General features: G+C 26.9%; 23 protein-coding genes and 1 pseudogene. 19 read left to right on the top strand and 5 right to left on the bottom strand.

Translation table 11 applies throughout. The features are described 5' to 3' along the window. Nucleotides 1-253 (bottom strand): annotated as a pseudogene (locus tag G534_RS08565) (IS1182 family transposase); the annotation flags it as partial. A gap of 638 nt (nt 254-891) precedes the next feature. Then, entirely contained in the window at nt 892-1596 is a 705-nt protein-coding gene (locus tag G534_RS0105170; RefSeq protein WP_027348179.1) for an O-methyltransferase, read from the bottom strand. A 212-nt stretch (nt 1597-1808) separates the two neighbouring features. Between G534_RS0105170 and G534_RS0105165 the strand changes: the two genes are divergently transcribed. Genes G534_RS0105165 through G534_RS08440 form a run of 5 tightly spaced genes read left to right on the top strand, consistent with a single transcriptional unit; the run spans nt 1809 to nt 5866 of the window. Then, nucleotides 1809-3380: a glucosyltransferase domain-containing protein gene (locus tag G534_RS0105165; RefSeq protein ID WP_027348178.1), complete on the top strand. Its 1572-nt coding sequence runs from the start codon at nt 1809-1811 to the stop codon at nt 3378-3380. Then, a complete protein-coding gene (locus tag G534_RS0105160) occupies nt 3373-3801 on the top strand; it encodes a GtrA family protein (protein ID WP_027348177.1) in 429 nt (142 codons plus the stop codon). The genes G534_RS0105165 and G534_RS0105160 overlap by 8 nt, the downstream gene beginning before the upstream one ends. Continuing rightward, the gene (locus tag G534_RS0105155; protein ID WP_027348176.1) at nt 3788-4729 is read left to right on the top strand and encodes a glycosyltransferase family 2 protein; all 942 of its coding nucleotides are present in this window, start codon (nt 3788-3790) and stop codon (nt 4727-4729) included. Before G534_RS0105160 ends, G534_RS0105155 begins: the two co-directional genes overlap by 14 nt. A gap of 16 nt (nt 4730-4745) precedes the next feature. After that, nucleotides 4746-4940 (top strand): hypothetical protein, encoded by a 195-nt coding sequence (locus G534_RS08700; RefSeq protein WP_156896576.1) that lies wholly within the window; start codon nt 4746-4748, stop codon nt 4938-4940. 56 nt (nt 4941-4996) lie between these two features. After that, nucleotides 4997-5866, top strand: a complete 870-nt coding sequence (locus G534_RS08440; RefSeq protein ID WP_051177437.1) for a hypothetical protein — start codon at nt 4997-4999, stop codon at nt 5864-5866. Nucleotides 5867-5956: 90 nt separating this feature from the next. Here the strand turns inward: G534_RS08440 and G534_RS0105145 are convergent, their stop codons facing one another. Further along, nucleotides 5957-7645: a hypothetical protein gene (locus G534_RS0105145; RefSeq protein ID WP_205617661.1), complete on the bottom strand. Its 1689-nt coding sequence runs from the start codon at nt 7643-7645 to the stop codon at nt 5957-5959. A gap of 111 nt (nt 7646-7756) precedes the next feature. On the opposite strand from G534_RS0105145, the gene G534_RS0105140 reads away from it, so the two are divergent. The 7 genes from G534_RS0105140 to nagA all read left to right on the top strand — a co-directional run bounded on the left by G534_RS0105140 (nt 7757) and on the right by nagA (nt 11946). Next, nucleotides 7757-8008, top strand: coding sequence for a pro-sigmaK processing inhibitor BofA family protein (locus tag G534_RS0105140; RefSeq protein WP_027348174.1), 252 nt, complete (start codon nt 7757-7759; stop codon nt 8006-8008). A 75-nt stretch (nt 8009-8083) separates the two neighbouring features. Next, nucleotides 8084-8356 (top strand): GNAT family N-acetyltransferase, encoded by a 273-nt coding sequence (locus tag G534_RS0105135; protein WP_027348173.1) that lies wholly within the window; start codon nt 8084-8086, stop codon nt 8354-8356. A 131-nt stretch (nt 8357-8487) separates the two neighbouring features. After that, nucleotides 8488-8742 carry an HPr family phosphocarrier protein gene (locus tag G534_RS0105130; RefSeq protein WP_027348172.1) on the top strand — a complete coding sequence of 85 codons (255 nt, stop codon included), beginning with the start codon at nt 8488-8490 and terminating at the stop codon, nt 8740-8742. 210 nt (nt 8743-8952) lie between these two features. Then, entirely contained in the window at nt 8953-9450 is a 498-nt protein-coding gene (locus G534_RS0105125) for an AAA family ATPase (protein WP_027348171.1), read from the top strand. Between the two features lie 86 nt (nt 9451-9536). Further along, the gene (locus tag G534_RS0105120; RefSeq protein WP_051177436.1) at nt 9537-10364 is read left to right on the top strand and encodes a DegV family protein; all 828 of its coding nucleotides are present in this window, start codon (nt 9537-9539) and stop codon (nt 10362-10364) included. Between the two features lie 2 nt (nt 10365-10366). Then, a complete protein-coding gene (locus G534_RS0105115; RefSeq protein ID WP_027348169.1) occupies nt 10367-10810 on the top strand; it encodes a MarR family winged helix-turn-helix transcriptional regulator in 444 nt (147 codons plus the stop codon). Then, the gene (nagA, locus tag G534_RS0105110) at nt 10810-11946 is read left to right on the top strand and encodes an N-acetylglucosamine-6-phosphate deacetylase (RefSeq protein ID WP_027348168.1); all 1137 of its coding nucleotides are present in this window, start codon (nt 10810-10812) and stop codon (nt 11944-11946) included. Before G534_RS0105115 ends, nagA begins: the two co-directional genes overlap by 1 nt. 121 nt (nt 11947-12067) lie before the next feature. Here the strand turns inward: nagA and G534_RS0105105 are convergent, their stop codons facing one another. Continuing rightward, complete coding sequence (locus tag G534_RS0105105; protein WP_027348167.1) at nt 12068-12508, bottom strand: PTS mannitol transporter subunit IIA; 441 nt, start codon at nt 12506-12508, stop codon at nt 12068-12070. A 234-nt stretch (nt 12509-12742) separates the two neighbouring features. On the opposite strand from G534_RS0105105, the gene G534_RS0105100 reads away from it, so the two are divergent. Further along, a complete protein-coding gene (locus tag G534_RS0105100; protein ID WP_027348166.1) occupies nt 12743-14125 on the top strand; it encodes a CCA tRNA nucleotidyltransferase in 1383 nt (460 codons plus the stop codon). Then, nucleotides 14115-14840 (top strand): copper homeostasis protein CutC, encoded by a 726-nt coding sequence (locus G534_RS0105095; RefSeq protein WP_034596019.1) that lies wholly within the window; start codon nt 14115-14117, stop codon nt 14838-14840. Before G534_RS0105100 ends, G534_RS0105095 begins: the two co-directional genes overlap by 11 nt. Nucleotides 14841-15447: 607 nt before the next feature. On the opposite strand, the gene G534_RS0105090 is transcribed toward G534_RS0105095, so the two are convergent. Beyond that, nucleotides 15448-17316, bottom strand: coding sequence for an NAD(+) synthase (locus G534_RS0105090; protein WP_027348164.1), 1869 nt, complete (start codon nt 17314-17316; stop codon nt 15448-15450). A 207-nt stretch (nt 17317-17523) separates the two neighbouring features. On the opposite strand from G534_RS0105090, the gene G534_RS0105085 reads away from it, so the two are divergent. The 5 genes from G534_RS0105085 to G534_RS0105065 are packed head-to-tail and all read left to right on the top strand — an operon-like array spanning nt 17524 to nt 21525. Continuing rightward, nucleotides 17524-17823, top strand: a complete 300-nt coding sequence (locus tag G534_RS0105085; RefSeq protein ID WP_027348163.1) for a PTS sugar transporter subunit IIB — start codon at nt 17524-17526, stop codon at nt 17821-17823. Nucleotides 17824-17841: 18 nt separating this feature from the next. Then, nucleotides 17842-18711, top strand: a complete 870-nt coding sequence (locus G534_RS0105080) for a transketolase (RefSeq protein WP_027348162.1) — start codon at nt 17842-17844, stop codon at nt 18709-18711. Beyond that, complete coding sequence (locus G534_RS0105075) at nt 18695-19651, top strand: transketolase family protein (protein WP_027348161.1); 957 nt, start codon at nt 18695-18697, stop codon at nt 19649-19651. Before G534_RS0105080 ends, G534_RS0105075 begins: the two co-directional genes overlap by 17 nt. A gap of 2 nt (nt 19652-19653) precedes the next feature. Further along, nucleotides 19654-20094 (top strand): PTS sugar transporter subunit IIA, encoded by a 441-nt coding sequence (locus G534_RS0105070; protein ID WP_027348160.1) that lies wholly within the window; start codon nt 19654-19656, stop codon nt 20092-20094. 9 nt (nt 20095-20103) lie between these two features. Further along, the gene (locus G534_RS0105065; RefSeq protein ID WP_027348159.1) at nt 20104-21525 is read left to right on the top strand and encodes a PTS ascorbate transporter subunit IIC; all 1422 of its coding nucleotides are present in this window, start codon (nt 20104-20106) and stop codon (nt 21523-21525) included. The last annotated feature ends 37 nt before the right edge of the window (nt 21526-21562 follow it).

Genomic DNA, 21562 nt, shown 5'->3' with positions numbered 1-21562 from the left:
ATATTTTTTCTGAATAACAAAATATTAGAATTTGAAGCATTGTTAGAGGGTTAACTTTAGGTTTTCTGCCAAAATGTGAGTAGACTTGATGAAGTTTAGATAAATCCATCCTTTCAATGATATTTTTTACAAGCCTTAACTTTACATCATCTTGAACATACACATCTATGTTAAAATTTAACTTTAATTGAATCGTATCGTTAATTAGTGTAGAATTAATAAGTAACGATGTATGATTATTAGTGTTTTTCATAATTACATTGTACCAAAAAAAGACGAGGACTTTTTAAGTTTCTCGTCTTTTTTGTGATTGGGACTTATGCAACAGCCCCTTTTTTTTATATTATTCAATAACAGGAAATAAACATCTAATATTTCGGATAAATTACTATTTCAATTTTGTTTTAAGATTGAAAAGTAGTATTATTAAGATAGAAGAACAAAGGTTAATTTTTTGCTATTTAAAATTAATTTTTTTATTTAAATATTAAAAGGGGGAATAAAATGAATAAAAAATTAGTAGCTATTTTTGTTTCATTTATGCTTGTGCTAACTTTTATAACACCAAAAGTTATGTTATCTTAATCAAACGAAAAATTAAAGATTTAGAAGAAGAAAATAAACTTCAATCACAAGAGTTACTAGAAAATAATTAAGGGAATGAACAAAAATCATATATTATAGGTAAATATATTTTATTTGAAGTCAAAAAAGAAAGAGATAGTGAAGAAAGTATACATCTTTATGTAATAGTTTTATCTATTATAAGTCTTACTTATATTTCTAGAAGACGAATAATAGATGATAAATAATACTATAATTTTAAAATATTGGTGATATAAAACATTATTTTATACCAGAGACATTTATAAATATTTGTCTCTGGTATTTTTATATATATTTATTTTTAAGTTCTGTATAGTCATATTCTGATAATTTTTGTATCATAATAATCCCATCACCTAAAGGAATTAAGGTGGATTTTACAGAACTATCATTTTGAATAAAGTCTAAAAATTCATTTAGGCGTTTATGAATTTTTCTATTTCTTCTAGGTATACTCGATAAGTCATCAAATACAGTTCCGCCCTGAAATATATCATCTACTATAAGTATTCCATCTAAATTTAGTTTTTCCATGCAGAATGGATAAAATTCAATATATTTAGCTTTTGCACTATCCATAAATATGAAGTCAAATTTTTTATTCATTTTATCTAAAACATTTTTTGCATCATCAAATATAATTTTTATTCTATCTTCAAGCGCAAATTCTTTTATATTCTTTTCGGCTTCAAAAAACATTTTTGGATTTCTTTCTATAGTGATGATTTGTCCATCTTTATCTAGATTCATTTCCATAAGTATAGAAGAATATCCAACCGCTGTTCCAATTTCAAGAATGTTTTTTGGTTTTATTAATGATAGTATAAAGTCTAAAAATATAGCAGTTTCATGCGGGATTATAGGAATGTTTTTTTCGTTACAATATTTTTCAAGATTATCTAATTCTTTGTAAAATTTTCTTTGTGATTCACGCATATAGTCAACAATTTTTGGTAAAACTATTCTTTTATTCATCATTTCGTTTAACATAGTACCTCTTCAATTCTTTTACTAAAAATAAATGATAAAAAATAATATATTTAATGAAATTGTATTATCATAAATTTTCATCTATAATATCATCATCTTGTTATCTTACTAAATTGTAATATTTATTTAAAATATAATGTGTACAATTATATTATAAAGTTTATAATAAAGAAAGTGGATTTTTTTAATATAAAAAAATCAAGGAGAGTTTTATGACATTAGAAAGTATAAATAAGAGGATTAAATCATTTTTTGATGATAAATTAATTTTTAGTTTTTTAACCTTTTTTATATTAACTTTGATAGTTCATGGTTTTATGTTTGCAAATAAAATTACAAACCATGATGATATACATCAATTATATAATATTATGGATCTTAGAATTTCTGGAAGGTGGTTCTTGCAATACGCTTCAGGAATTAGTAGTCCATTGAGTATGCCATGGATGAATGGACTTTTGATAACTTTATATGCAAGTGTTTCATTTGGACTTATTGTAAAATTATTAGAATTTAGAAATAAATTTGTTATATTCCTTATGGCATTTCTAATAACTAGCTTTCCAGCAGATGTTGCAAAATATCTATATATGAACAGTGCTGATGGTTATGTATTTGCACTAATGATGAGTACAATTGCTTCATTTGTATATGTTAAAGGTGGAAATATAGGAAAAATTTTATATATTATATTAAATATTTTATCTTTAGCTACTTATCAGATTTATTTGGGATATAGTGTTTCTTTAGTTGTTATTTACTACGCAGTAAAATCTATTTATGAAAATGATTCATTCAAGAATTATTTTAAACGTGTATTTATTTTAGGAATAATTTCTATACTAACATTAGTATTTTACATAATCTCAGTTAAATATATATTCGTTGTTGAACTTACATCTTATCAAGGGCTTGATAGTATTGGAACTTTTGATATCCATAAATTATTATGGGGTGTAATAAGAGCGTATACAGATCCGATTAGATTCTTTATAATTGATAATTTTAGAATTTTAAAAGTATTAAAATATGCAAATATTATTTTATTTTCGGGAATAATATATATTTTGTTTGATAATATCAAAATTGAAGGCGGATTAAATAGAGATAAAATTTTGAGTTTATTCTTATCATTGATAGTACTACCTTTGACAATAAATTTAGTATATATACTTATAAATGGTGGATATGCAGGACTTAGAATGCTTTATTCATATATTATTTATTATGTAATTGTATTTGTAATTTTAGAAAGATATTTAAGGTTAAATTATCACAAGCATCTTGAATTAAATAGAGTTAAAATAGCTAGTTTAGGACTTATATTTGCAATATTATTTGCTAATATATTTAATTTTACTCTTTATACAAATAGGGTTTATTTCTCACTATATTTAGATAATAAACATCTAGAAGCTTTTACTAATAGATTAATTACCAAAATAGAGGAAAAAGATTTTTATAGTGAAAATAAAACCATTAATTTTATTGGCTATACTGATATAGATAATGAATTTTCAAAACAATATTCAACAGATGATATTCTAGCTTCAACTTTATTAGAACACAAAATTCCAGGTCATATTCATTATAAATTGTATCCATCAAGATATCTTGCTTTTAATAATAAAATAAAAATGATTTTTGATGAAGAATACGATAAAATAGATGATGAAAATCTCATAAAAGAAATCAAAAACAGAAAAGTATATCCATCAATGGATTCAATATTTGAATATAATAATGAGATTTATGTGAAATTTAAGGATTACAGTAATGATTGATAAAATTAAAGACTTTTATTATAAACATATGCAAATGATAAATTATATATTTTTTGGGGGACTTACAACACTTGTAAACTTTGTTACATACTTTGTAGCGTTGAAGGTTTTTAATATTCCAAATGTACCTTCAAATTTAATTGCATGGCTTGTATCCGTACTATTTGCATTTGTTGTAAATAAATTATATGTATTTAGATCGAAGTCACTTGAAATGAAAGTAATACTATTTGAATTATTTACTTTTGTTTCCGTAAGACTTTTAACTGGCGCTTTAGAAACTGTTATAATGTATGTTGGTGTTGATGTAATGCATTATAACGAACTTGTATTAAAGATAATTGCAAATGTAATTGTATTATTGACCAATTATTTTGGTTCTATTCTAATAATATTTAGGAGGAAAGATGAAGAAAGTTAGTTTGGTTTTTCCTTGTTTCAACGAAGAAAAAAATGTATCAAAAATGTTTGAATTATGTAAAAAAACACTTTCACCAAACTTTTCATATCAGTATATTTTCATAAATGATGGTTCAAAAGACAATACCTTTTTAGAAATTAGAAAATTAGTTTTAGAAAATAAAGATGATGAAATAATCGGAATTAATTTTTCCAGAAATTTTGGAAAGGAATCGGGTATTTTAGCAGGTCTTGAACATGCTAATGGCGATTATACAGTAGTTATAGACTCAGATTTACAACAAGATCCTAAATATGTAAACCAAATGGTTCAAATTTTAAATGAAGACGATGATATTGACATGGTTTCAGCGTATCAAGAAAAGCGTAAAGAGTCCAAAATTTTAACATTTTTCAAAAATACATTTTATAATATTATAAATAAAATTAGTGATATAAAATTTGAAAAAAATGCATCAGATTTTAGAACTTTTAACTCTAAAGTAAGAGATGCAATTTTAGATATTAGAGAATACAATAGATTTTCAAAAGGAATATTTTCATGGGTAGGTTTTAATACTAAATATATCCCATATGAAGTAAATGAAAGATATTCCGGGAAGACATCATGGTCATTTAGATCTTTATTTAAATATGCAATGGAAGGTTTTTTATCATATAGTACATTGCCGCTTAAAATATCTTCATATATAGGAACGATTACTTCACTTGCAGCATTTATATATATGATAGTGGTATTTATTCAAAAAGTCTTTTTTGAAATAAATGTTCCAGGTTATGCAACTACGATAATCTTAATTCTTCTATTTTCAGGACTAAACTTTTTATCCCTTGGAATAATTGGACAATATTTAAGTAAAACTTATATGGAAGTAAAAAATAGACCACATTATTTAATTAAAAATGTAATTTCAAATAAAGAAGATTAAAGTTTAGGATATTATGATGAAGAATAAATTTAATTTGTTTAATATAATTTCTGTAGCATATTTATTAATTATAGGGTTTATAATGGGGTATTATATCAGCCATTATATATCTAAAGAAATTAATGATCCATTTATAAGAATAATCATTAGTGTAATACTATTTTACATAGCTATATTTTTACAAATTATAATACATGAAATGGACATTTAATATTTGGACTATTAACAGGATATAAATTTACTTCATTTAGAGTTAGTAATATTATATTGATTAAAAATGAAAATAAATTTTCTATTAAAAGATTTTCTCTTGCAGGAACTGGTGGACAATGTCTACTTGCACCACCTGAAAGAAAAGAAGATGGTTCGTATCCTTATGTCCTATATCATCTAGGTGGAGTTATATTAAATGTAATCACATCGATTATATTTTATTCAATATATATTTTTACACCTAAGAATTATTTTGGACTTTTATTATTATTACTTTCTTTGATGGGGATTTTATTTGCGATACTAAATGGTATTCCATTCAGTTCAAGCATTGCAAATGATGCACAAAATCTTAAAAGTGCCAAAGAAAATTCACTCGCCAAATCTGCAATGTGGTATCAATTGAAAATCAATTCTTTATTGGCGAATAATATAGGACTTTCTGAAATGCCAGAAAACTACTTTGAGTTGCCAGAAGAAAGAGACAAACATAATATAATAATTTCAGCTATTGATGTTTTCAAAGCGAATAGACTTATGTCAAAATTTGAATATATAAAAGCTTATAATCTAATAAAAGATTTATTGTCAGATGAATATACTATTCATCCAGTATATAAATTTTTATTACAAATAGATAAACTAACCATTGATTTAATGATGCAAAAAGAAAACACAGATATTTCTATTTTAGAAGATAAAGAATTTAAGACGTACAAAAAAGCTATGAAAAAAAATCCTTCTATTACAAGATTAGAATATGCAATTCGTCAATTAAAATATGGTGAAGATGTATTAGAAGAATATAAAATAAAAATGTTAAAAATAGGGGAGAAATATCCTTATGAAAAAGATATAGAAAGCGAAATTATTTTAATGGATAGGATAAAAGAAATATATATAAATAATTTAGTTATTGAATAGAATACTATAATTGTAATTTATATATGTAAAGACAAAAATATCAATAATAAGACCACACTTTAGATAAAAAGTGTGGTCTTTAGTATAAAATTAATTTTCTAAGCTATCAATAAATATTACATTATTTATATTACCTTGTTTTTGATATTTGAATTTTATATATTTATAATCATTGAAAGGTAGTTTTGGTGAAAGATTTATTGAAGCTATATATATTTCTTCTGGATTGTTTTCCAATTGGAAATAGTAGAAGGTGTTTCCATTTATAGTTACTTCATGTTTTTCACTTATAAAACCTTCGTTTTCTAATGTTTCTATATTTTCTTGAATATCTGGCAAGTTAGCATTGGTATTATTTGATAAGTGATTTATCATTGCTTGTTCAACGGTATTTCCTATTGATACATTTTGATAATTCTGTGCATCTATAAATGAATATAGTTTTATTAGACCTGCATTATCTTTAAGTGAAAGGAAATAAGTAGGTTTTCCATCTATATTTAGCAATAATGGAAATGTTGATTTATATCCTTTTTCTTGTACTTCACCTTCTGCTGATTCCATGGCGGAAGATTCTTCAGCTGAGGAAACAGGATAGAATTTAGTTTCTTTTGTTCTTAAATTTGAAAGCACAAAACCTACATTGGATTCATCAGCTGCTACTGAAGTATATCCTGTATAGAGATAAACATCATCATTTAATGCTAAATAATTATAACCACTAGTTGTCATAAGTACATTTTTTTGAGCGAATATTGAGTTTATATATCCATCTTTTAAAGATCCATTCCAATTTAATTGCTCAATAATTCTGTCGGCATTGTAAATTCTATCAATCCATTGTGGAATATCATCTTTTTTATAATATTTATGTTCACCATTTGTAGCATTTACTATAATTGCGCCTTCGACATCTAATGCATCAAAGAAGAAAATTGATGGTTTATATGTTGGTATTATCCAGTAAGGAACACCATTATCATCTATTTCAAAATTTGCTTCCTCAAATATTTTAGTTGGATATCTTAGACGTGTATATCTATAAATATCTCTAAAGAAATAATCTTGTCTTGAAATTTTGATTTTATCTTGTAATTTAACAAGATTAGTTTCGGCATTTACAATATCAACCATCATATAACCAGGTAATCCTTCAGACATATTGAAGATATATTTTATAAATCCATTATATTTAAGCGGTGTTACACGAACAGGTTTATTTTGATAGTTTATTTGAGTGTAAGTTTGAGAATCTATATCGAATTGAGAAACGAGATCGATTAATTCACCCATTTTTCTTGCACCTAATTTTACTGTTGTATCTCTATCTAGAGTTGGTATTTTATCAATTGGAAGTTCTTCTATATCTTCTTGGAAATTTGATTGTTTTATATTAATTATATTTGCATAACTTCTAGATTGAAATAGAACTAAACCTGGAAGTTTTAAAATTGCGAATAATATAATTCCAATAAATAATGTATATCTATAAATTTTATAAAATTTAAGAGATTTACCACCAACAAAAACTAAAATACCAAATATTATTCCAAAATAAATCCAAGTTTCTATTGATCTTATATTTAATGGAGGTAAAAATATATAATAATATAATAATGCAAAAACTATTATAGAAAATATAGCTGTAAATCTTTGTCCTTTTCTAAATTTGTTAGAAAAACCTGAATCAGTTTTAAAAATTTCAAAAAAAGATTTATCCTTTTTTGATGTCTTGAAACCCTTGTTAAATTCAAATTTTAAATCATCAAAATTTTTCATATAGCCTCCTTTTTATTTGATTATATCATAAATAATAATCATAAAATTAGAATTTAGATGTTAGTTTATTTTTGAACTTGGGTATTAATAGACTATAAAATAGGAGGATGTATGGAAGGTTTAGGCATATTAACTGGTATATTAGCCATATTTATATTATGGGGAATATTAAAACTTTTATCAGTTTCTACAAAAACATTGATGACATTATTATGGAATGGAATTGTAGGACTAGTATTATTATTTGTTTTCAATCTAGTAGGTGGAATATTTGGTCTACAAGTTGAAGTTAATGCACTTAATTCAATAGTAGCAGGATTTTTTGGAATACCAGGTATTATTTTATTATTAATATTGCAATAATTTTTTAATTATTAGAATCAAAACTAGTTTATTTAACTAAATAAATAAAAATATTAAATTAAGAAGGAGAATAAAATGGATATTAAAAGAGATGATTATATATTTTATATTGGAGAAAATAAGGATAACCCAAAAGCTTTTATAAGTTTTGAAGATGGGAAAGATAACGAAATAGTAATTACACATACTGTTGTTGATCCTGAATTGAGAGGACAAGGAATAGCAGCTACATTGGTAGAAAGAGTAGTAGAGTTCGCAAAAGAAGAAAACAGAAAAATTGTGCCTATATGTCCTTATGTAGTTGATTATTTTCAAAAGCATGAAGAGTATGAAGATTTATTGGCATAATAAATGTAAAATTTAAGAATCAACCTACATTATAGGTTGATTTTTTTTATAGAATAGTCTAGAATAAATGTATTATGAAAATGTTTTCAAAACTTAAAGATAAAATATTATAGATTATTCAGGAGGTGTATATGTTCGCGTTAAAAGTAGTGATTTCAAATGAAATAGGTTTACATGCTAGACCTGCGTCTCTTTTTATACAAGAAGCGATTAAATATTCATCACATATAGACGTGATTAAAGACGATAAAGTTTATAATGGAAAATCCATAATGAGCGTATTAAGTATGAGTGCGGGTAAAGGTGCAGAAATAACTATACGAGCAGAAGGAGAAGATGAAGAAGAGGCAGTTAACGCCTTAGTTGATTTAATAAAAAGACTTTAAATTGCTTAGAAATAAGCAATTTTTTTGTTATGTAATGGTAGAACTAATATATCTAAAATTAAATAATTTCTAAGGGAATTATATGTGAAATGTAAAATGTATCAAAAATTTAACATTTATAAATAAATATATTAGTAATTAAAAATAATATATATTTTTTATTAAAATTATATCTTGATGTGTTATAATAATATCAAAAGTGGAGTAGTTATGAATAAATTAATAATTTTACGTGGAAACTCAGGAAGTGGAAAGTCGACGGTAGCAAAAGAGTTACAGAGGTATTTTGGACTTCATACATTAATGATATCTCAGGATAATGTTTCAAGAGATATGATTTTAGCTTTAGAAGGTGAAGATCAAGAAGCTTTACCTTTATTTATACATTTATTAAAATTTGGACATGAAAATAATAAGGTCACCATAATGGATGGGATTTTTAGAAAAGAAAAATATGAAGAACTTCTTAAGCTTGCCAAAGAGATGTACGGAGATAATATTTACGCTTATTATTTTGATTTGCCTTTTGAAGAAACTTTGAGAAGACATCAAACTAGATGGAAAAGATCAGAGTTTGGAGAAGAAGAAATGAAAAGATGGTGGAGCGAAAGAGATTTTATAGGATTTATTTCTGAAAAGATAATAACACAAGAAATATCTAAGGACGAAATAGTAAATCTTATAATCAATGATATTGAAAAAGAATAGAAAATTGAAAATTGACATATAAAAGATCTTAATATATATTTATAGAATGAATATAGTTCATAATATAAACAATAAAGGAGCTTTATATGACAATTAGATTAATAATTGATTCAGCAAGTGAATACACGCTTGATGAAGCTAATAAAAAGGGTTTAGATTTTATACCTTTGATTTTAAATTTAGAAGATAAAAGTTATAGAGATGGTATTGAATTAACAAAGAATGATTTTTTTGACTATTTAATTAATAAAGGTGCTAAACCTTCAACGAGCCAACCATCACCGCATGACTATGAAGAGGTATTTAAGAATATTGTAGAAAATGGTGATAAAGGAATTTGTATTACTATTAGTAGTGAAGTTTCTGGTACTTATCAAAGTGCGATGCTTGCAAGAGAAAAATATAAGGATTCAATAGAGGTTATAGATAGTAGAAATGCTACTATAGGTGAAAGAATACTTATTGATATAGCTAAAGATATGATAGATGAAGGATTAGAATTTGATCAAATCGTCAATAAATTGAATACTATTAAAAACGAAATAAAAGTATATGGAATTTTAGATACCTTAGAATATTTAAAAAGGGGTGGAAGAGTTTCATCAGTTCAAAGTCTTATAGGAGGACTATTTTCTATTAAACCTATTCTTAGTGTTGTTGATGGAAAAGTAGAAATGATTGACAAATCTCGAGGAATTAAAAAGGGTTTTAATAAATTATATGAATATATTGATATAGAAGGTAAAGATATAGATAGAATTTATTTTGGATATAGTGGATTAGATAAGACTAATTTAGAACTGTTTATAGAGAATATGAAAGGAGTTGATAAGCAACAAGTAAATATAATTCAACTTGGTACTACAATAGGGACTCATGCAGGTCCAGGAGGTGTAGTAGTAGCTTATTATTAACTATGAAAAAGAATTTGCAAGAAAGATTTATAAACTCATGGGTTGATTTAAATATGGAATTGAGAGAAAATAGAATTCTACTGGAGTTATCATTTAATGAGATTATAGTAATTAATTATATAATCAATGCTGAATATAATGGTGAAAATTATGTGACTACGACAGAATTATCTAAAAAGATGAATTTATTAAAGTCGCAAATAAATGCTATTTTATTAAAACTTGAGAAAAAAGATTTAATTACAAAAAATCAAAATGTGATTGATAAAAGAGTGGTTGAGATAAAACTTACTAAAAAAGGTAGAGCAATTTATGAAAAAGAACATGAGAGAAGTCTTAAAATTGCAGATAATATTATTGATTTGATAGGAGAAGAAGAAGTTAATAATGTTATAAATAGTTTTGAAACAGTAGTAAAGAATATACAAAATAATAGGGGGGAGTAATGAAAAAGTATTATAAAGCTAAAAAAATATTTACTAAAGAAAGTGTTTTAGAAAATAGTTTTATGCTTGTAGAAAATGGTAAAATTGTTGAATTTCTATCTGAATATGATGGTGAATATGAAGATCTAGGTGATAAGTATATTGCACCAGGTTTAGTAGACACGCATGTTCACGGATATAAAGGAGCAGATGTTACAGACTGTGAAGTTGGAGCTCTGAATACAATGTCTGTAGGAATGTTAGAAATGGGTGTAACATCATTTTTACCAACGACATTAACTTCTTCTACTGAAAACCTAGAAAATGCGGTTGAATTGATAGGTAAAGAATATAAAGATGTAAAAGGGGCAAAAGTCCAAGGTATATTTATGGAAGGACCATATTTTACAGAAAAATATAAAGGAGCTCAAAATCCTTCATATATGTCAGATCCTTCAATTGAACAATTAAAAAAATGGCAAGATTTATCTGGTGGAATTATTAAAAAAATCGCTATTGCACCAGAAAGACAAGGAGTAATAGAATTTATAAGAGCTGCGAAAAAAATGGGAATATATGTAGCTTTAGCACATAGTAATGCTACTTATGATGAAGCAATCAACGCTGTAAATGCGGGGGCTAATATATTTATACATTTATACAATGGTATGAGAGGACTTCACCATAGAGAACCTGGTATGGTAGGAGCTGCAATGTATAGTGACGCATATGCTGAACTAATTTGTGATGGACATCATGTACATCCAGTATCAGCAGGTATTGCAATGAAGGTTAAAGGACATGATAAGATATTATTAATTACTGACTGTATGAGAGCAGGTGGATTAGGTGACGGTATGTCTAGACTGGGAGAATTCCCAGTAATAGTTAAAGATGGTACAGCAAGATTAGAATCAGGTGCACTTGCTGGTTCGATTTTAGATTTGAAGACTGCGGTTAAAAATGTTCATGATTGGAATATTGCAACTGTTAAACAAGCTATAGATATGGCTTCTTATCACGCAGCTAAATCTGTAGGAATTGATGATAAATGCGGTGTATTATTAGAAGGTAGAGACGCAGACTTCATTGTGCTTGATGAACAATTGAATCTAGAAAGAACTTATTTAGATGGTGAATTGAGATATCAAGCTTAAAATTATATATTGAATTAAAAAGGCATATTTGTTAGATACAAATATGCCTTTTTATATTAAATATGAATAATAGATATATACTAAAAAAGGATGCTTATATAAGCATCCTTAAAATATTTTATTATTTTATATATTTTTGTATTAAGTCGTAAGCAATCTCAGAATCATCAGTTTTCTTTAATTCATTTATTGACTCTAAATCTTTGCTTAATTTTGCAACACTTGAAAGTATTTTCAAATGATCGTTTCCAATACCTGCAGATGCAAATATTAATTTAGCAACATCATCATTTCCAAAATCTACACCAATTTTTGCTTGTATAAAAACAACTCCTGTTTTAAGTGTATATTTTGAAGAATCTCTATCACCATGTGGTAAAGCAATTTCATTGTCGATGTATGTAGTTAGAATCTCTTCACGATTTAACATAGATTCTGTATATTCTTCTGTTACATATCCTGCTTCTTGTAATTTTTTTCCAGCAAATTTAATTGCTTCTTCCTTAGATAAGAATTGTTGGTTTAAAAATACATTTTCTTTTTCAAATAGAATATTTGCCATGTTTTCTCCTTATTATTTTATATTAAATTTAAGTATAATAACTATATAATTATTGTGTATCAAGTAAATTATCCCAAATTAGTCATCATAATATAAAAAATGATATAGAATAATTCTAGTTTATTATATCACTTAATTTAGAAAAATGCATTTTAGAGGAAATACTTATTTAATTATATATTATAGACTATTGATTATAATTTTATCGATTAAGATTAATGATATAATAAATATATGAAAAGTGATAAATCTCTCGATATTGCTGAGAAAATAGCAAAAAAAGTTAATATAAATGGAGGCCGAGCTTATTTTGTAGGAGGACATGTTCGTGATGAATATCGATTAAAGTTTGGTCAAACAAATAATATAGATAATGATATTGATATAGAAATTCATGGTATTGAAAAAAATGATCTTGAAAAAATTTTGAATGAATTTGGTGATGTACTTGAAATAGGAAAATCATTTGGTATCTATACCATTCGAAAATATAATTTGGATATCGCTTTACCAAGAATTGAAACGAAAAGTGGAGAAAAACACACAGATTTTGATATAGAAGTTGATCCGTTTATAGGGACTTACAAATCTAGTGAAAGACGAGATTTTACAATAAACTCAATAATGAAAGATATACTTACAGGAGAATATATTGATCATTTTAATGGTATCGAAGATATCGAAAATGGAATTCTAAGATTTGTCAATGGGGAAAAGTTTCAGGAAGATCCACTACGTGTTTTAAGAGCTTGTCAATTCGCAGCTAGATTTGGATATAAAATAGATAAAGAAACTATTGAACTTTGCAAAAATATAGATATTAGAAATCTTTCAAAAGAAAGGGTTTATGAAGAGGTTAATAAAGGCCTTTTTTCAAGCAATCCATCTATATTTTTTAAATATATGGATAAAATGAATCATCTTAATTATTGGTTTAAAGAATTATTTCATTTACAAGAAATTGATCAATCTCAAAAATTTCATGCAGAAGGAAATGTATATAATCATACATTGATGGTACTAGATGAGGGATCTAAATTGCTTGATAGAGTAAATTATAAAAAAGAATTTATGTATGCCTTATTGTGTCATGACTTTGGTAAATATACTGCAACAAGCATTGAAAATGGTAAAATTCATTCTTACAAACACGAAGAAGAAGGAATTCCTCTTGCGAAAACTTTTTTAAGAAGATTAACTGATGAAAAATTTATAGTAAAATATGTTATAAATATGACTCTTCTTCATATGAAACCAAATATGTATGCAAGAGATAAATCGAAGATTAAATCTACAAATAGAGTATTTTTTGATTCTATTGATCCAAATGATTTAATATTATTATCAATAGCAGATGATAGGGGACGAATTTCGCTTGTTGAAAAGGAAAATAGTGAAGACTTTCTTTATGATAGACTTGAAATATTCAATGAATATATGTCAAGAGATTATGTAGAAGGTAAAGATTTAATTGAAAATGGAATAAAGAGTGGTCCTATATTTAGAAAATTATTAGAACTTCGTGATAAACATAGGATAGCTGGTGTTTCTAAAAATGAGTCGTTAAAACAAATTATTGCTTATAACAAAGAATTGGAGAGTAAAAATGAAAATTGAATTATGTATAGAATCTTTTGCTGGAGCAAAACTTGCTCAAAAATATAATTTGGATTCTGTAGAAATCAATTCATCATTAAATCTTGGAGGTATAACTCCATCACTAGGTTTAATAAAATTAGTTTCAGAAGTATTTGATGGGAATAAAACTGCTATGATTCGACCAAGACCTGGTGGATTCAACTATACTGATGATGAATATGAAAATATGAAAAAGGATTTAGAAATATTTATGAAAGAAGATGTAGATGCAATAGCTGTAGGTTTTTTAAATTCTGATTATACGATTAATAGAGAGAGAACTAAAGAATTCTGCGGAATAATTCATAGTAATAATAAAAAAATGGTGTTTCATAGAGCTTTTGATAATGTAAATGATATGCACAAAGCAATCGAAGTTTTGATAGAAATAGGTGTTGACGCTATATTAACTTCTGGACTTTATGAAAATGCTATTGAAGGGAAAGATAATTTAAAATCTTTAATTGAAATTTATGGTAATAATATAGAAATAATTGCAGGAGCAGGTTTAAATAGTTCAAATCTAAAAGATTTTATAAATTACACTGATGTAACATTTGTACATAGTTCAATGAAAGGATTTAGAGAGGATAATACTAGTTTTAATAATGTATCATATAGAGTATATAACGATAATAAAGTGCTGATTAATGATGAAAATGAGATTAAAGCATTTGTAAATAATTTTAACTAATAGTCGAGCTTGTAAAATAAGGAATAGATAGGTTTTTTGTTTACAATTCGCATTTTCGGTTTTTTCAGTTTAATTTTTCATTTCTCAGAAGGATTGTTGCAGTCTCAGAAGGAATTTTGCGTTTTCGGTTTTTTTAGATTTATTTTTAATTTCTCAGAAGGAATTTTGCCGTTTTCGGTTTTTTTAGATTTATTTTTAATTTCTCAGAAGGAATTTTGCCGTTTTTCAGTTTTTTTAGATTTATTTTTAATTTCTCAGAAGAAATTTGGCTGTTTTTCAGTTTTTTAAGATTTATTATTAAATTTGCCGAAAATATACTTAGAAATGGAGCTTAGCACTTAAAAAAGAGCCTGTTTGTTACGTTTTGTTAACAATCCGGCTCTTTTTTTCGGTTTTTAGCTAATTTTATTTCTATTCTCAGAAAAATCGTTATTTTCCTTCGGTATTTTTAAAAATATTTTTCATTTTTCAGAAATGGTATTTAAGTGGTATCTTTTCTACATTAAAAGTCCCCATTTGTCCTCTATACAATAAGCCTCTCTTTTTTATATACTTTCTATTTTATATAATATGAACACTTTCTTATTTATATAATATGAACACTTTCTTAATATCTTTTAACATTCATAAGTAATGCATTTGCATCAATATCAGAAGGCATAGTAAATCCGAATTTTGGATTTAGCGAGTAATCAAGAATTTGCGGTCCATCTGGAGCGACATTTCTCTTAAACTGTTGTGTAATAAATCTTGATAAGAATTTTATATACCATTTGCTTATTTCTTCTTTTGAATATTTGTCTGCAAAAGCAATTTCGCATAGATTTTGTATCTCGGAGATTTCTAATTTATTTTTTATTAGATGATATATAAAGAAATCATGTAATTCATATGGTCCAACATTATTTTCTGTTTTTTGTTCAATTTCTCCAGATTCATTTGTTGGAAGAAGCTCAGGAGAAATTGGAGTATCTACTATATCAAGTAAAGTGTCCTTAAGAATTTGTTTGTTTGTAGTATCTGCAATGAATTTTACTACTTCCCTTAATAGAGTCTTTGGTAAACCACAGTTAATTGAATACATAGACATGTGATCACCATTGTATGTTGACCATCCAAGTGCAATCTCTGACATATTGCCAGTTCCAAGCACTATTCCACCATGTTTATTCGCAAGATCCATTAAGACTTGTGTTCTTTCACGGGCTTGAGAGTTTTCAAATGTCACATCATATTGATTTTCATCATGATTAATATCTTTGAAATGTTGAATTACTGAATCTTTTATTGAGATTTCTTCAAGTGTTACATTATAAGAATTTGCAAGTTCTATTGCATTATTTCTAGTTCTTTGGGATGTTCCAAGTCCAGGCATAGTTACCGCATGAATATCTTTTGAATCATATCCAAGTTTATAATAAGTAAGAGATGCGATTATCAAAGCTAATGTGGAATCAAGACCGCCAGAAAGTCCTAAATAAATTTTTTTATCAGGGATTTGTCTCATTCTTCTTGCTAATGCTTCTGACTGAATATCAACAATATTTCTCATGAAAGAATTCCAGTTTTCCTTAGTAGGGAAATATGGATAAGGATTAATTTTTCTTTTGATAGGGATTTCTTTTTCTTCAAGAATAGTTTCAAAATTATAGTATTCAGAAAAGAAATTATCAAATATTACATCATCTCTTTTGAGTTCAGATAAATGGAAATCATTATAAATTATACCGTTTAAGAAATCTTTTCCTTGCTCAATAATTTCGCCATTTGAAACAATATATTTTTGTGAAGAATATATAGCATTTGAACTGGATTCATTGCTAGAAGGTCCTGCGTAAACTACTACATTATTTCTGTTCTTGGATAGATTGATTAGATTATATTTAAAAGAATCTAGGCTAAGAGCATTTCTTGTTTCGCTTCCAGGGATTAATAATAAGTCATATTTATTATTTGAATCTATATTTGCATAATTTACTAAATTCTCAAATTGAACATCAATAGTAATATCACAATTTTTTATATTTAGCATAAAATTATGATTTATATTAACTGTAGTACCATCTATTTCAAAAGAATATGAATCTTCAAAAGAATTAAAAATATTTTGTTCAAATTTATTTAAATAAGATTTTGATTTTCCGCCAATTATATTACCATTTTGAATGGAAAGCATTGTATTGTAATATTTTCCATTATTATATGTCGGAAGTCCTAGGTATATTATTGTATTAAAATTTTTTGAAGTACTAACTATCTCCTTTAGAGCTTCATAAGATCTTTTAACAATTTCCTTTGTTGCAATATATTCTCCGCTACTTACTCCGGTTAATGTAAGTTCTGGAAATAGAAGTATATCTACTCCGTTTTGAGCTGCGTAATTTATATATTTTATTATTTCAGATTTATTTGCTTCAATGTTCAATAATTTTATATTGATATTAGCGGAAGCAATTCTTAAAAAATTTTTGTACATATTTCCTCCGATTTGTAAATCTAAATGTATGTTTATATTTTATAACAAGAGAAAAAAGATTTAAATATATAGGTTAAAATGTTTGCAAAGATAATTTATTTTTTGCAAACATTTGCAATTTACGATATTTTACCAGTTGATATAATTATTATAACACAAGGTTATAGGTTACCTTAAAACCTAAATAAAAAATATAGGAGGAACACTATGTCAGTAAAGAAAATAATGGCAGCTTGTGGTTCAGGTATTGGATCAAGCTTAATGGTAAGAATGAATATCGAAAAGATATTAAGGGATTTAGGTAGAGATGATATCGAAGTATTCCATTCAACAACATCTGATGCACAGCCAGGTTCAGCAGATATATTTGTAGTAGGAAGAGATTTAGAAACATTTGTTGAAAAGTTAGACAATGTAATTGCTTTAGACAATATAGTATCTAAACAAGAACTTAAAGATAAATTAAAAGCTAAATTTGACGAATTAGGAGAAAGTTATAGCGAATAATATTAAGGAGTTTATGTTATGGGAAAAGATTATATTGAGTTAGACAAATTTAGTAAAAGACTTAGAATTGAAATCTTAAAAATGCTTAAATGGAGAAGATATGGTCACCTTGGTGGATCTTTATCCATAGTTGAATTATTAACTGTTTTATATAACAAGTATATGGATATTGATCCTAAAAAACCTCATAAGGAGGATAGAGACTATCTTGTACTTTCAAAAGGTCATGCAGGACCAGCGTTATATTCAACATTAGCATTAAAAGGCTTTTTCGATAGAGAAATGCTTTATACATTAAATGAAATTGGGACAAATTTACCTTCTCATCCTGATAGATTAAAGACTCCAGGTGTGGATGCTACAACAGGATCGTTAGGACAAGGAACCTCTTTAGCGACTGGACTTGGTTATGCTTTAAGAATGGAAAATTCTGATAAGCATGTATTTCTAATTTGTGGTGATGGAGAACTTAATGAAGGTCAAACTTGGGAGGCGTTTCAGTTTTTAGCACATAATAAATTACATGAAGTGGTATTATTTATTGATAATAATAAAATGCAGCTAGATGGAACAACAGAAGATATTATGAATCCATTTGATCTTAAAAAGAAATTTGAAGCTTTTGGATTTTATACTCAAGAAGTCGATGGTTCAAGTTTAGAAGAAATTGATAAGGCGATTGAAAAGGCAATTAATAATAAACAACAAGCATCTTGTATTGTGTTAGATACAATAAAAGCTCAAGGATTCCCATATTTCTATAATAGACTCGACAATCATGCACCAAAATTTAATGATGAAATTGATAAAGAAACAGATTTAATTATTGAAGAATTTGAGAAATTTATTATTGAAAATGGAGGTGATGAATATGTGGAAACTAAGTAAGGAACATAAGGATATTGAACTTAGAAAAGCTTTTGTTAATACTGTTGATGAATTAATGCAAGAAAATGAAAAAGTTGTTGTATTTGAAGCTGATCTTGGTGGAGCGTCAGGAACATTAGCTCTTCAAAAAAAATATGGAAAAAGATATATTCAAGCAGGAATTTCTGAAGCTAATATGGTTGGTATGGCAGGAGGTATATCTATAAAAGGATATATCCCATTTATACATACATTCGCTCCGTTTACTACTAGAAGAGCATTGGATCAAATATTTATAGCTGGAGCTTACCAAGGAAACACCATAAATATTTGGGGTTCTGATCCAGGATTTTATGCGGCTGCAAATGGTGGAACACATTCAACTTATGATGATATTTCTGTTATGAGAGCTATTCCAAATACTATAGTATTAGCTCCTTGCGACTCAGTTCAATTTGAATGGTGTATTAAAGAAGTTGCAAAATTAAAAGGTGTACACTATATAAGAGCTAATAGAAAAGCAAATCCAAAGATTTATGAAGAAGGTTCTACATTTGAACTTGGTAAAGGAAATGTAATTAGAGAAGGTAATGACGTTGTAATTTATTCTATGGGTGGACTTTTAATACATGCTTTAGAAGCGGCTTCTGAATTAGAAAAGCATGGAATAAGTTGTGAAGTTATAGACATGTTCTCAATTAAACCCTTTGATACAGAACTTGCAATTAATAGTGCAAAAGATAAAAAAATAGCTGTAACTTTTGAAAATCACAATGTAATTGGTGGACTTGGAAGTCAAATAGCTGAAATAATTGCTGATAATCATATTTGTACAAAACTTATAAGAATAGGAGTTGAAAACAGATTTGGTCAAGTAGGAGATGCAGAAGATCAAAGAAAAGAATACAATCTTACATCTGAAAATATTCACACAAAAGTACTTGAAAATATAAGTAGGTAATCATGAAAATTAAAGATGTACTTAAGAAAGAAAATATATCAATTATAGATGAAAATATTTCCTGGAAAGATGCAATATATCTTATTACAAAACCTTTAATAGAGCAAGGATATGTTGAATCAAGATATCCAGAAGAAATTATTAAAAATACAAATGAATTTGGACCTTATTATGTTTTGGTTGAAGATGTGGCTTTTGTGCATACTAGACCAGATCAAGGTGTAATTGATAATCAAATAGCGGTTTTAGTAAATCATACTTCAGTTGATTTTGAAGCAAATAAAAAAACTGCAAAACTGTTTATTACTCTAGCTGCTTCGGGATCTGAGGAGCATCTAGAAATAATGGCTGCTCTAGCAGATTTGCTAAGTGATGAATCAAAAATTAATCAGATCATTAATTCTAATAGTATAGAAGAAATTTATCAATTATTGATAAATTAGGGGGGACTCATGAAATTTTTATTATTTTTACAAGAAATTTTATCCACACCAGCTATTTTAGTTGGTTTGATGGCGTTATTAGGTTTAGTTTTACAAAAGAAAAAAGCGCCAGATGTAGTAAGAGGAACTATTAAAACTATAGTTGGTTTCTTGGTTTTATCAGCAGGGGCATCATTCTTACAAACAGGTTCATTAACAGATTTTGGCGTTATTTTCAATTATGCATTTAATTTAAAGGGCGTTGTACCAAATAATGAAGCTATTGTAACTACAGCTTTAGTTGATTATGCTTCAGATACAGCATGGATTATGATGTTTGGTATGGTTGCAAATATAGTTATAGCAAGATTTTCAAGATTAAAATATATCTTCTTAACAGGTCACCATACATTATACATGGCAGCTATGATAGCTATCGTTTTAACAGTTGGGGGACTAGAAGGATGGCAATTAATCTTAGCTGGTTCATTAATGTTAGGTTTTGTAATGGCAATATTCCCAGCATTAGGTCAAAAAACAATGACTCATATTACAGGAACAGAAGATATTTCTTTAGGTCACTTCTCAACAGTAGGATATTGGTTTGCAGCTCAAGTAGGTAAGGCTACAAGAGGTAAAAAATCTAGAGAAGAAGTTAAATCAACAGAAGATATTAATTTCCCTAAATGGTTATCATTCATGCGTGATACAACCGTTGCAATCTCAATCACTATGATGTTAGTATTTATAGTAGTAACATTTGTAGCTTCAATTAAACCAGATTATGCTCAAGCTTTACAAGAAGGTGGAGCTTTAGCAGGTACAGAATTAACAGGATATACAAATTGGATAGTTTACGCTTTAGTTAAAGGTATGAGCTTTGCAGGTGCTATTTACATTATTCTTGCAGGTGTAAGATTAATCTTAGCTGAAATAGTTCCAGCATTCCAAGGTATTGCTGATAAATTAGTTCCAAATGCAAAACCAGCTATAGACTGTCCAGTTGTATTCCCATACGCTCCAAATGCAGTATTAATCGGTTTCTTAACATCATTCCTTGGTGGTATTATAGGTATGTTTGGTTTAATTTTAATAAATCCAGCATTTTCAAATGCATTACCTATTATTCTTCCTGGTGTAGTGCCTCACTTCTTCTGTGGAGCTACAGCTGGCGTATTTGCTAATGCTGAAGGTGGTCTAAAGGGAACTATTATTGGTGGTATTTTGCACGGTTTATTAATTACTATTTTACCAGTTATTACAATGCCAGTAATGGGTAATTTAGGATTTGCAGCTACAACATTCTCAGATGCTGACTTCTCAACAGTTGGTATTATTTTAGGTAATATAGCAAGATTTGTAACAGGTACACCATTATTAATTATTTGTATAGTAATTTTCTTATTACCAATATTACTAAATGTGGTATCACCTAAGAAAAATGTAAAATAATGTAAAGTCATTAAGATAGGGTATCACATGATTTACT

Source organism: Helcococcus sueciensis DSM 17243 (assembly GCF_000423145.1).
GTDB classification, from domain to species: Bacteria; Bacillota; Clostridia; order Tissierellales; family Peptoniphilaceae; genus Helcococcus; species Helcococcus sueciensis.
The sequence above is the reverse complement of the archived record's forward strand: the minus strand, read 5'-3'. Positions and strand labels throughout refer to the sequence as shown.

Bases quoted from the DNA above. Each gene is read 5' to 3' on its own strand.
- G534_RS0105170 (WP_027348179.1), bottom strand. From the start codon at position 1,596: ATGTTAAACGAAATGATGAATAAAAGAATAGTTTTACCAAAAATTGTT.
- G534_RS0105165 (WP_027348178.1), top strand. From the start codon at position 1,809: ATGACATTAGAAAGTATAAATAAGAGGATTAAATCATTTTTTGATGAT.
- G534_RS0105160 (WP_027348177.1), top strand. From the start codon at position 3,373: ATGATTGATAAAATTAAAGACTTTTATTATAAACATATGCAAATGATA.
- G534_RS0105155 (WP_027348176.1), top strand. From the start codon at position 3,788: ATGAAGAAAGTTAGTTTGGTTTTTCCTTGTTTCAACGAAGAAAAAAAT.
- G534_RS08700 (WP_156896576.1), top strand. From the start codon at position 4,746: ATGAAGAATAAATTTAATTTGTTTAATATAATTTCTGTAGCATATTTA.
- G534_RS0105145 (WP_205617661.1), bottom strand. From the start codon at position 7,645: ATGAAAAATTTTGATGATTTAAAATTTGAATTTAACAAGGGTTTCAAG.
- G534_RS0105140 (WP_027348174.1), top strand. From the start codon at position 7,757: ATGGAAGGTTTAGGCATATTAACTGGTATATTAGCCATATTTATATTA.
- G534_RS0105135 (WP_027348173.1), top strand. From the start codon at position 8,084: ATGGATATTAAAAGAGATGATTATATATTTTATATTGGAGAAAATAAG.
- G534_RS0105130 (WP_027348172.1), top strand. From the start codon at position 8,488: ATGTTCGCGTTAAAAGTAGTGATTTCAAATGAAATAGGTTTACATGCT.
- G534_RS0105125 (WP_027348171.1), top strand. From the start codon at position 8,953: ATGAATAAATTAATAATTTTACGTGGAAACTCAGGAAGTGGAAAGTCG.
- G534_RS0105120 (WP_051177436.1), top strand. From the start codon at position 9,537: ATGACAATTAGATTAATAATTGATTCAGCAAGTGAATACACGCTTGAT.
- G534_RS0105115 (WP_027348169.1), top strand. From the start codon at position 10,367: ATGAAAAAGAATTTGCAAGAAAGATTTATAAACTCATGGGTTGATTTA.
- nagA (WP_027348168.1), top strand. From the start codon at position 10,810: ATGAAAAAGTATTATAAAGCTAAAAAAATATTTACTAAAGAAAGTGTT.
- G534_RS0105105 (WP_027348167.1), bottom strand. From the start codon at position 12,508: ATGGCAAATATTCTATTTGAAAAAGAAAATGTATTTTTAAACCAACAA.
- G534_RS0105100 (WP_027348166.1), top strand. From the start codon at position 12,743: ATGAAAAGTGATAAATCTCTCGATATTGCTGAGAAAATAGCAAAAAAA.
- G534_RS0105095 (WP_034596019.1), top strand. From the start codon at position 14,115: ATGAAAATTGAATTATGTATAGAATCTTTTGCTGGAGCAAAACTTGCT.
- G534_RS0105090 (WP_027348164.1), bottom strand. From the start codon at position 17,316: ATGTACAAAAATTTTTTAAGAATTGCTTCCGCTAATATCAATATAAAA.
- G534_RS0105085 (WP_027348163.1), top strand. From the start codon at position 17,524: ATGTCAGTAAAGAAAATAATGGCAGCTTGTGGTTCAGGTATTGGATCA.
- G534_RS0105080 (WP_027348162.1), top strand. From the start codon at position 17,842: ATGGGAAAAGATTATATTGAGTTAGACAAATTTAGTAAAAGACTTAGA.
- G534_RS0105075 (WP_027348161.1), top strand. From the start codon at position 18,695: ATGTGGAAACTAAGTAAGGAACATAAGGATATTGAACTTAGAAAAGCT.
- G534_RS0105070 (WP_027348160.1), top strand. From the start codon at position 19,654: ATGAAAATTAAAGATGTACTTAAGAAAGAAAATATATCAATTATAGAT.
- G534_RS0105065 (WP_027348159.1), top strand. From the start codon at position 20,104: ATGAAATTTTTATTATTTTTACAAGAAATTTTATCCACACCAGCTATT.